We start from the raw sequence: 9,405 nt of genomic DNA, 5'->3' as shown, positions 1-9,405 counted from the left end.
TGTATAGACCGGGGACATAGGTAACGGGTGTGCCAGGACATGGGTAACGCTTTCGGGGTTTAGAAGCCCCGGAAGAAGCCCATGGTCTGGACGGAGAAGAGCACCGTGTCCCTGCGTGAAGAATTCGTGCACCTGGCCTGCCAGGACGGCGCCAACGTGCGCGCGTTGTGTCGCCAGTTCGGCATCAGCCCCAAGACCGGCTACAAGTGGCTCGGCCGCTTTGAACTCGCTCAGGGCGATGTCCAGGTGCTGCATGACCGCAGTCGCCGCCCGCTGAGCAGCCCCGCTCGCAGTTGCGATGCCATCGAGCAGGCCGTGCTGGCCGTTCGTCGCGAGCACCCCGCCTGGGGCGGCCGCAAGATCGCCCGGCGCCTGGCGGACCTTGGCCAGGCTTGCGTGGCGCCCAGCACCGTCACGYGCATCCTGCATCGGCACGACCTGATCAGTCCCGCGGCCAGCGACACCGCCCGGCCCTGGCAGCGCTTCGAGCACGAAGCTCCGAACTGTCTGTGGCAGATCGACTTCAAGGGCCACTTCCCCACGCTGGCCGGGCGTTGCCATGCGCTCACGCTGCTGGACGACCACTCGCGCTTCAACCTTTGCCTGCACGCGCTGACGCGCACCGACACGCCCGCTGTGCGCGATCAACTCATCCAGGCGTTCCAGCGCTACGGGCTGCCGCTGCGCATCAACGCCGACAACGGCTCGCCCTGGGGCACGCCCAAGGCCAGCGGGCACAGCCTCAGCGAGTTGGCGGTCTGGCTGATCCGCCAGGGCGTGCGAGTGAGCTTCAGCGCTCCTCACCATCCGCAGACCAACGGCAAACTGGAGCGGTTCCACCGCACGCTGGACGTGGAGGTGCTGGCCGGGCGGCACTTCACAGACATCGCTGCTGTGCAGTGCGCGTTCGATGCCTGGCGCCCGAGCTACAACTGCCAGCGTCCGCACGAGGCACTGGGCTTGCAAGCGCCCATGCAGCGCTACCGGCCCAGCGCCGTCGGCTACAACGAGGTGCTGCGCCCCATCGAGTACCCCGACACGGATTGCGTGGTCACCGTCGGCTGGAACGGCTTCTTCCACTTCCAGCGGCGCAAGCTGCACGTGTCCAGCGCACTGCAGGGACTGCCCATCGGCATCCGCCCGAGCCTGGAGTGCGATGGCCTGCATGACGTGTACTTCTGCCATCAGCGGTTCACGCAGTTCGACCTGCGCGAGCCGACGTTGGACACTTGAGAAGGTGTTACCCATGTCCTGGCACGGGTGTTACCCATGTCTCCGGTCTATACANAAGGCACGACGAGGATCAGGCCCAGCAGCGCGGTGGCCATGTGACGTGTACTTCTGCCATCAGCGGTTCACGCAGTTCGACCTGCGCGAGCCGACGTTGGACACTTGAGAAGGTGTTACCCATGTCCTGGCACGGGTGTTACCCATGTCTCCGGTCTATACAGCSCCGCAGAAGAAAGTTACCCGGCCGCCGGGACGGACTCCCGGCAATGCATCGAGCAGACGCTATTTGGACAGAGCGTCCAACAGCTTCTCGTGGATCCCGCCAAACCCACCATTGCTCATACACAGCAAATGGTCCCCAGGCTTGGCGGCCTTGACGACAGCCGCCACCAACGCATCCACATCCGCACCCACAACCGCTGACGCACCCATCGGCGCCAGCGCCTCTTTCGCATCCCAGCTCAAACCCTGCTGATTGCAAAACGCGAGGTCCACTTCCTCCAGCGCCCAGGGCAACTGAGCCTTCATCGTGCCCAGCTTCATCGTGTTGGAGCGCGGCTCGAATATCGCGAGGATGCGGTCGACGGGCGCAATGCGGCGGCGCAGGCCGTTGACGGTGGTGCGCATCGCCGTCGGGTGATGTGCGAAGTCGTCGTACACCTTGATGCCGCGCACCTCGCCGCGCAGTTCCATGCGGCGCTTGACGTTCTGGAACTCGGCCAGGGCCGCCGCCGATTGCTCGGGCGACACGCCGACATGCTCCGCGGCGGCGATGGCAGCCAGCGCATTCAACTGGTTGTGCTCGCCGAACAGGCTCCACTCGACACGCGCGACCTTGAGGCTGCCGCGCAGCACGTCGAAAGCCTGCGGCTCGCCGCGCGCGCGCAGCATGCCGGCCTCTTCCTTCTTGGCGCCGAAGCGCAGCACCTCGCTCCAGCAGCCGCGCGCGATGACGCGCTGCAAGGCCTCCTCGCGGGCGTTGACGACCAGGCGGCCGCTGGCCGGCACGGTGCGCACGAGGTGATGGAACTGGGTCTCGATGGCGGCCAGGTCCGGGAAGATGTCGGCGTGGTCGTGCTCGAGGTTGTTCAGCACAGCCGTGCGCGGCCGGTAGTGCACGAATTTGCTGCGCTTGTCGAAGAAGGCGGTGTCGTACTCGTCCGCTTCGATGACGAAGGTCTTGCCCTCACCGAGGCGAGCCGACACGCCGAAATTCTGCGGCACACCACCCACCAGGAAGCCGGGCTTGAGGCCGGCATGCGCCAGGATCCAGGCCAGCATCGACGTCGTCGACGTCTTGCCATGCGTGCCGGCCACGGCCAGCACGTGGCGACCCTGCAGCACATGCTCGGCCAGCCATTGCGGGCCCGATGTGTAGGGCAGGCCGGTGTCAAGGATGGCTTCCATCAGCGGGAAACGCTCGCCGCGCGTGATGACATTGCCGATGACGAAGACATCGGGCTTGAGTTCCAGCTGCTCGGCGCCGAAGCCGGTGATGAGCTCGATGCCTAACGCCTCGAGCTGGGTGCTCATGGGCGGGTAGACGTTGGCATCGCAGCCGGTGACCTTGTGGCCGGCTTCGCGTGCGAGTGCCGCGAGGCCACCCATGAAGGTGCCGCAGATGCCGAGGATGTGGAGATGCATGTCAACGCGCCCCGAAGGACGTCAAGAGATCAGCGCAATGCGGTGCGTGCGGCCGCGAGGGTGGCGTCGATATCGGCCTGGCTGTGGGCCGCCGACACGAAGCCCGCCTCATACAAGGCCGGAGCAAGATAGATGCCGGCATCCAGCATCGCATGGAAGAAGCGGTTGAAGCGCTCCTTGTCCGTCGTCATGACGGTGGTGTAGTTCTGCGGCAGATCGGGCATCAGGAAGAAGCCGAACATGCCGCCTTCACAGTCGGCGCTGAAGGGCACGCCGTTCTCGGCGGCGACGGCCTTGAGGCCATCGACGAGCTGGCGGGTCTTGGCCGACAGGGCCTCGAAGAAGCCGGGCTTCTGGATCTCGCGCAGCGTTGCCAGCCCGCAGGCCGTGGCCACCGGGTTGCCGGACAGCGTGCCGGCCTGGTAGACGCCACCCAGCGGCGCCAGATGCTGCATGACCGCGCGCCGGGCACCAAAAGCCGCCAGCGGCATGCCGCCGCCGATGACTTTGCCGAAGACCGATATGTCGGGTGCAAAACCCGGGATGAGCCGGGCGTAGTGAGCCTGGGCGCTGCCGAGGCCGACGCGAAAGCCCGTCATCACCTCATCCAGCACCAGCAGGGCGCCATGCTGGGTGCACAGGCGGCGCATGGCGCTCATGAAGGCCACTGACGAGCGCACGAAATTCATGTTGCCGGCGATGGGCTCGACGATGACGCAGGCCAGTTCGCTGCCGTACTGGGCGAAGGCGGCTTCGAGCTGCTCGACGTTGTTGTATTCCAGGACGACGGTGTCGGCCGCGGCTCCCGGCGTGACGCCGGCACTGGTCGGGTGGCCGAAGGTGGCCAGGCCGGAACCGGCTTTCACGAGCAACGCGTCGGTGTGGCCGTGGTAGCAGCCTTCGAACTTGATGAACTTGGCGCGGCCGGTGGCGCCGCGCGCCAGGCGGATGGCGCTCATGGTCGCCTCGGTGCCCGAGCTGACCAGGCGCACCTGGTCCATGCTGGGCACGAGCTTCAAGATCTCCTCGGCCAGCTCGATCTCCCGCTCCGTCGGCGCGCCGAAGGAGAAGCCTTCGGCTGCGGCCTTTGTGACTGCTTCGAGCACGGCCGGGTGGCCGTGGCCGAGGATCATCGGCCCCCAGGAGCCGATGTAGTCGACATAACGCTTGCCTTCGGCGTCATGGATGTAGGCGCCTTCGCCGCGCTGGATGAAGCGCGGCGTGCCGCCGACGGCGCGGAAGGCGCGCACGGGGGAATTCACGCCCCCGGGAATGACGCGCGCGGCGCGCTCGAAGAGCTCTGAATTGCTGGCCATGAGAGAGGAGTCAGGAGATCAATGCATGCGCCGCGGCGTCTTGGGCGGCTGTTCGGGTTCGGGTTCGGGCTCGAAGTCGGGCGGCTCGCCGCCTTCTTCGTCCGCCGCGGGCAGGGCCCAGAAGAAGCGGTCGGGGATGACGTTGCCCATACCGGGACGAAAGCCCGCATCCAGCGACTGGTCCAGGAAGGACAAGGCTTCACTGACGGCCGAGTGCAGTTCCGCGCCCACCGACAGCAGCGCCGCGAGCGCCGCCGACAGCGTGTCGCCCGCGCCGACGAAGGCCGTCTCGAAGCGCTCGAACTTCTCCCCGGTGATGGGCCCCTGCGAGTTGGCCAGCACGTTGTCCACGAACTGGTTGGGCAGCTGGATGCCGGTCACCAGCACGTGCTGGGCGCCGGCCTGGGCGGCTGCGACGGCCAGTTCGCGGGCCGACGGCGCGCGCTCGTTGTCCCAATCGGGCAGCAGGAAGTCCGTCATGGTCTTGTGGTTGCCCACCAGCACGGCGGTCTGCGGCAGCACCAGCTCGCGAAGCGCGTCCAGGTACTGCTGCTGGTCGTCCTCGTCGATCCAGGCGACGGAGGGCAGATAAGTCACCAGCGGCACGTCGGGGTAGTCGCTCAGCACCTCGGCCACGGCGCTGACGGCCTCGGCATTGCCCAGGAAGCCGACCTTCCAGGCCGTGATGGGCACGTCTTCCAGGATGTGGCGGGCCTGCTCGGCGACGGTGTCGGCGTCGAGGTTCTCGTGCTCGAAGGTCTCGGCCGTGTCGCGCAGCACGATGGCGGTGACGACGGGCAGGCAGTGCGCGCCCATGGCCGCAATCGTGGCGACATCGCCGGCCAGGCCGCCTGCGCCAGAGGCGTCGCTGGCATTGAAGCTCAGCACGCAAGCTGGCGGCGGGCTTTCCTGTTCGTCTTGGGCATCTTCGGCCGCGGGGTCGGTGGGGAGGGGTGTTGGGCTCATGGGGAAGTCATGGCGGTCGCGGCCAAATAGCAGCCGCAAAGCGTGGAGTCTGCCGCTAAAAGGGCGCTTCTGAGGCCCGGGGCACAGGCGTTTGCCCTCAGCATTGCGCTTTCGAGCCCTGGCTAGAATGATTCGATTGTAGTGAGCAAACTCTAAGCACCGTGAGCGAACCCAGTACCTGGATGTGCCTGATCTGTGGATGGATCTATGACGAAGCAGCGGGCGATCCGGAGCACGGCATCGCGCCGGGCACCGCCTGGGCCGATGTGGACATGAACTGGACCTGCCCCGACTGCGGCGCGCGCAAAGAGGATTTTGAGATGGTGCGCATCTGACTCGGCCTCACATGCCTCACAGGGGGCCGAAAGGGCCGGGCCCCGAGCTGAAGTTCCGAGGAGACGACGTTTGAACGAGCAAGTTTCCGGTGCAGGACCCACCCGCATCCTGGTCATCGACGACAGCAACACCATCCGCCGCAGCGCGGAGATCTTCCTGAAGCAGGGCGGCCATGAGGTGGCCCTGGCCGAGGACGGCTTCGATGCGTTGGCGAAGCTGGGCGACTTTCATCCCGATCTCGTGTTCTGCGACATCCTGATGCCTCGCCTGGACGGTTATCAGACCTGCGCCATCATCAAGCGCAACCCGCAGTTCTCGGGAGTGCCGGTGATCATGCTGTCGTCAAAAGACGGCCTCTTCGACAAGGCCCGCGGGCGCATGGTGGGCTCGCAGGACTATCTGACCAAGCCTTTCACCAAGGACCAGCTGCTTCAGGCGGTGCTCCAGCACCGTCGGCAAGAAGCGCGTACGTAAAGAGAACTGCCATGAGCATTCACAACATCCTGCTGGTTGACGATTCCAAGACCGAACTGCATGCCTTATCGGAAATGCTGGGCAAGCGCGGCTTCACTGTCCGCACGGCCGAGAACGCCGAAGAGGCCATGAAGCGCCTGGCCGAGGCCAAGCCCGACCTGATCCTGATGGACGTCGTCATGCCCGGCCAGAACGGCTTCCAGCTGACGCGTGCCATCACCCGCGACGAGCGCTACATCGGCATCCCCATCATCATGTGCACGAGCAAGGGCCAGGAGACGGACAAGGTCTGGGGCATGCGCCAGGGCGCCAGCGACTACGTCGTCAAACCCGTCAAGGCCGAAGAGCTGCTGGCCAAGATCAAAGCCCTGGGCTGAAATGATGACGCCCCCACGTTCACTTCGTTCACTGCCCCCCGCGGGGGCGCTTCATCGCCTTCGGGCGGCCGGGCGGCGCTGAGCATGGCAAACAAGACGGCACTCCGCGAACTCCAGCAGCGCTTGGCCGAGCGCATGGCGGCCGCGCGCGAGCAGACGCTCGTGGCGAACTGGCTGGCCGTGGAATGTGCCGGCGTCGGCCTGTTGTTCTCGCTGAAGCAGGCCAGCGAAATCTTCGCGCCCGTGCCCATCAAGCCCGTGCCCTATGCCAAGCCATGGCTGGCGGGCGTGGCCAACCTGCGCGGCGGCTTGTTCACCGTGGTCGACCTGGCCGTCTACCTGGGCTTGCGCGATCCCGCGCCTGGCCGCGCCGTGGCGGTGCAAAGCCGCCTGGTGTCGCTGGGTAGCGACCTGAACCTGAACTGCGCGTTGCTCGTCGACCGGCTGGCCGGCCTGCGCAGCGACGAGCAACTGCCGCTGGCCGAGCAGCAGCCCGCCGGGCCGCTGCCCCGTTTTGCTGGCGCCCTGCGCCGCGACGAAGCCGGGCGCAACTGGCAAGAAATCAATCTCGAAGCGTTGTCGCGGCAGGAGAATTTCCTGCACATCGTCGCGTGATGCGCGCATCTGTTTCCAAGCTTCAAGCCGCGCGCGAGTGCGGCACCACAAACACTGAAGGACGAGGGTGAGATGAGCCTGCTGGACAAAATCAGGGGAAAGTCCGAAGCCGATGATCTGCCGCTGGCGCCGCCGGAAGGCGTCGACACGACCATCGATTCGCGCAGCAACGTCGGCTTCGACGCCACCCGCAACGCCGACTCCACCCTGGCCGGCGTCGAGATTCCCGCGCGCACCGAGGTGTATCCACGCACCGAGGCGCCGTCCATCATTTCGCAGGCGGTGCCCACCGAACCGGGCCCGAACAGCGAGTTCGCGCCCAGCAGCACGATGAGCTTCGCGCCCACCACGCAGGCCGCCGACCCGACCATGCTGCCGCCCAAGGCGGCCACCGGTGCCGAGAAGCTGACCGACCTGTTCGGCCGCCACCGCCAGCGTGCACTGACCGGCCTCGTCGTCCTCGGCCTCGTCGGCACGGCCGTGTCGGTCAGCCTGGTGCTGGCCAGTTCCAGCCGCAGTGCGGCCCAGGTGCGTGCCACCGGCCAGGCGCTGATGCATTCACAGCGCATGGCCAAGTCCGTGTCCGCGGCCCTCGTCGGCAATCCAGCCGCGTTCGCGGAGCTGCGCGAGTCGGTCAGCACGCTGAGCGGCGTCGTCAACAACCTGCGCACCGGCGAAGGCGACCTGGCGGTCGCGCCGGCCGCCGTGCAGCCGACGCTGGACATGGTCAAGCCGCTGGTCGAGCGCGCCGAGAAGAACGGCAAGGTCGTGCAGTCCCAGGAAAAGATCCTGACCCAGGTCGGCCAGGCGCTGCGCGCCATCAACCGGCAGTCCAGCGACCTGCTGGAAAGCGCCGAGGCCGTGTCATCTCAAGCCCTGCAGATCGGCTCGTCGGCGGGTGAAGTCTCTGCCGTCGGCCAGCTCGTCATGCTGACCCAGCGTATCGGCAAGAGCGCCAACGAATTCCTGACCCAGGAAGGCGTCAGCCCCGAGGCGGTGTTCCTGCTGGGCAAGGACTTGAACTCCTTCAAGCTCATCACCGAAGCGCTCATCAGCGGCAGCCCCGAGCTGCGCCTGAACGCGGCACGCGACCCGCAACTGAAGGAACGCCTGCAGACCCTGCTCAAGCAGTACGAGCAGACCCGCACGCAAGCCTCTGCGATTCTGGGCAACCTGCAGGGCCTGGTGTCGGCACGTGAAGCGCAGACGGCCATCCTGAACGATTCCGAGCCGCTGCGTAAGGGCCTGGAGCAGGCCGCTGGCGAGCTGGAAAAGTCCGGCGGCGCGGGCTGGGGCCTGATCGCCTTCATGGTGCTGTCCCTGATTGCCCTGGTGGCCGGTGCCTTCGGTTTCCTGCGCCTGTTCGTGGCCGACCAGTCCGAGCGCGCGGCGCTCGCCGAAGCCTCACGCCGTGAAGCCGAGGCCCAGGAGCAAGAGGCCAAGCGCGTCAACGACGCCAACCAGGCCGCCATTTTGCGGTTGATGAACGAACTGGCCAGCGTCGCTGAAGGCGATTTGACGCAGCAAGCGACGGTGACGGAAGACATCACCGGCGCCATCGCCGACTCCGTGAACTATACGGTGGAGGAACTGCGCAACCTGGTCGGCCAGGTGCAGGCCRCGGCGGCTCGCGTGACAGACACGACCGGCGCGGTGGACCAGACGTCCACCGACCTGCTGGCGGCCTCCAAGGAGCAGCTGCACGAGATCCGCGCCACCGGCGAGGCCGTGCTCGGCATGGCGAGCCGAATCACCGACGTGTCCGCGCAGGCGCAGACAACGGCCGGTGTGGCGCGCCAGAGCCGTCAGGCTGCCGAGCAGGGTCTCTCCGCGATGCAGAACAACATCGCCGGTATGAACACCATCCGCGACTCCATCCAGGAGACCTCCAAGCGCATCAAGCGACTGGGCGAGTCGTCTCAGGAAATCGGCGAGATCACGGAGCTGATCTCGGACATCACGGAACAGACGAACGTGCTGGCCTTGAACGCCGCCATTCAGGCCGCGTCCGCCGGCGAAGCGGGTCGCGGCTTCTCGGTGGTTGCGGAAGAAGTGCAGCGCCTGGCGGAACGCTCCGGCGACGCGACGCGGCGAATCGCTGCGCTGGTCAAGACCATTCAGACCGACACCCACGATGCGGTGGCCGCCATGGAGCGTTCGACGCGCGGGGTGGTGGAAGGTACGCAGCTGTCTGACGCGGCCGGCAAGGCGCTGGAAGACATCGACAGCGTGTCCCGCCAGCTGGACAACCTGATCGGGCAGATCTCGACCCAGGCCCAGCAGGAAGCCGAGCATGCCAACGAGGTGGCCTCCAACATCCAGCACATCTTCGCGGTGACCGAGCAGACGTCGGAGGGCACGCGCTCCACCGCCCAGATGGTGCATGAGCTGTCGCGCTCTGCCGAGGCGCTGCGCACGTCCGTGTCCCGATTCAAGGTCGCCTGACC

Annotated in this window: 9 protein-coding genes; 6 read left to right on the top strand and 3 right to left on the bottom strand. The window is 66.5% G+C overall.

Annotated features, from left to right (window positions below):
• Positions 1-81: 81 nt before the first annotated feature.
• Positions 82-1,233, top strand: a complete 1,152-nt coding sequence (locus ASC91_RS17890; protein ID WP_056199489.1) for an IS481 family transposase — start codon at positions 82-84, stop codon at positions 1,231-1,233.
• A 279-nt stretch (positions 1,234-1,512) separates the two neighbouring features.
• Here ASC91_RS17890 and mpl read toward each other — a convergent pair whose 3' ends face one another.
• Genes mpl through ASC91_RS17875 form a run of 3 tightly spaced genes read right to left on the bottom strand, consistent with a single transcriptional unit; the run spans position 1,513 to position 5,156 of the window.
• The gene (gene mpl / locus ASC91_RS17885) at positions 1,513-2,874 is read right to left on the bottom strand and encodes a UDP-N-acetylmuramate:L-alanyl-gamma-D-glutamyl-meso-diaminopimelate ligase (RefSeq protein WP_056199486.1); all 1,362 of its coding nucleotides are present in this window, start codon (positions 2,872-2,874) and stop codon (positions 1,513-1,515) included.
• A 29-nt stretch (positions 2,875-2,903) separates the two neighbouring features.
• On the bottom strand, positions 2,904-4,190 hold the full coding sequence (gene hemL, locus ASC91_RS17880) for a glutamate-1-semialdehyde 2,1-aminomutase (RefSeq protein ID WP_056199483.1): 1,287 nt from the start codon (positions 4,188-4,190) through the stop codon (positions 2,904-2,906).
• Between the two features lie 18 nt (positions 4,191-4,208).
• Positions 4,209-5,156: a bifunctional hydroxymethylpyrimidine kinase/phosphomethylpyrimidine kinase gene (locus tag ASC91_RS17875; RefSeq protein WP_056199479.1), complete on the bottom strand. Its 948-nt coding sequence runs from the start codon at positions 5,154-5,156 to the stop codon at positions 4,209-4,211.
• Between the two features lie 182 nt (positions 5,157-5,338).
• On the opposite strand from ASC91_RS17875, the gene ASC91_RS17870 reads away from it, so the two are divergent.
• From ASC91_RS17870 to ASC91_RS17850, 5 genes are all read left to right on the top strand, one after another.
• On the top strand, positions 5,339-5,491 hold the full coding sequence (locus ASC91_RS17870; RefSeq protein WP_056199756.1) for a rubredoxin: 153 nt from the start codon (positions 5,339-5,341) through the stop codon (positions 5,489-5,491).
• Positions 5,492-5,561: 70 nt separating this feature from the next.
• Positions 5,562-5,966 carry a PleD family two-component system response regulator gene (locus tag ASC91_RS17865; protein ID WP_056199476.1) on the top strand — a complete coding sequence of 135 codons (405 nt, stop codon included), beginning with the start codon at positions 5,562-5,564 and terminating at the stop codon, positions 5,964-5,966.
• 11 nt (positions 5,967-5,977) lie between these two features.
• Positions 5,978-6,343, top strand: coding sequence for a response regulator transcription factor (locus ASC91_RS17860; RefSeq protein WP_056199473.1), 366 nt, complete (start codon positions 5,978-5,980; stop codon positions 6,341-6,343).
• A gap of 84 nt (positions 6,344-6,427) precedes the next feature.
• Positions 6,428-6,958, top strand: a complete 531-nt coding sequence (locus ASC91_RS17855; protein WP_056199470.1) for a chemotaxis protein CheW — start codon at positions 6,428-6,430, stop codon at positions 6,956-6,958.
• 72 nt (positions 6,959-7,030) lie between these two features.
• Complete coding sequence (locus tag ASC91_RS17850) at positions 7,031-9,403, top strand: methyl-accepting chemotaxis protein (protein WP_056199467.1); 2,373 nt, start codon at positions 7,031-7,033, stop codon at positions 9,401-9,403.
• Positions 9,404-9,405: the final 2 nt, after the last annotated feature.

The sequence above is a fragment of the Pelomonas sp. Root1237 genome (genome assembly GCF_001425055.1).
In the GTDB taxonomy this organism is placed as follows: domain Bacteria; phylum Pseudomonadota; class Gammaproteobacteria; order Burkholderiales; family Burkholderiaceae_C; genus Pelomonas.
This window is presented reverse-complemented; position numbering and strand designations above follow the sequence as displayed.

Excerpts from the sequence above, each read along its gene's own strand:
- mpl (WP_056199486.1), bottom strand. The coding sequence starts at position 2,874 with ATGCATCTCCACATCCTCGGCATCTGCGGCACCTTCATGGGTGGCCTC.
- hemL (WP_056199483.1), bottom strand. The coding sequence starts at position 4,190 with ATGGCCAGCAATTCAGAGCTCTTCGAGCGCGCCGCGCGCGTCATTCCC.
- ASC91_RS17875 (WP_056199479.1), bottom strand. The coding sequence starts at position 5,156 with ATGAGCCCAACACCCCTCCCCACCGACCCCGCGGCCGAAGATGCCCAA.
- ASC91_RS17870 (WP_056199756.1), top strand. The coding sequence starts at position 5,339 with ATGTGCCTGATCTGTGGATGGATCTATGACGAAGCAGCGGGCGATCCG.
- ASC91_RS17860 (WP_056199473.1), top strand. The coding sequence starts at position 5,978 with ATGAGCATTCACAACATCCTGCTGGTTGACGATTCCAAGACCGAACTG.
- ASC91_RS17855 (WP_056199470.1), top strand. The coding sequence starts at position 6,428 with ATGGCAAACAAGACGGCACTCCGCGAACTCCAGCAGCGCTTGGCCGAG.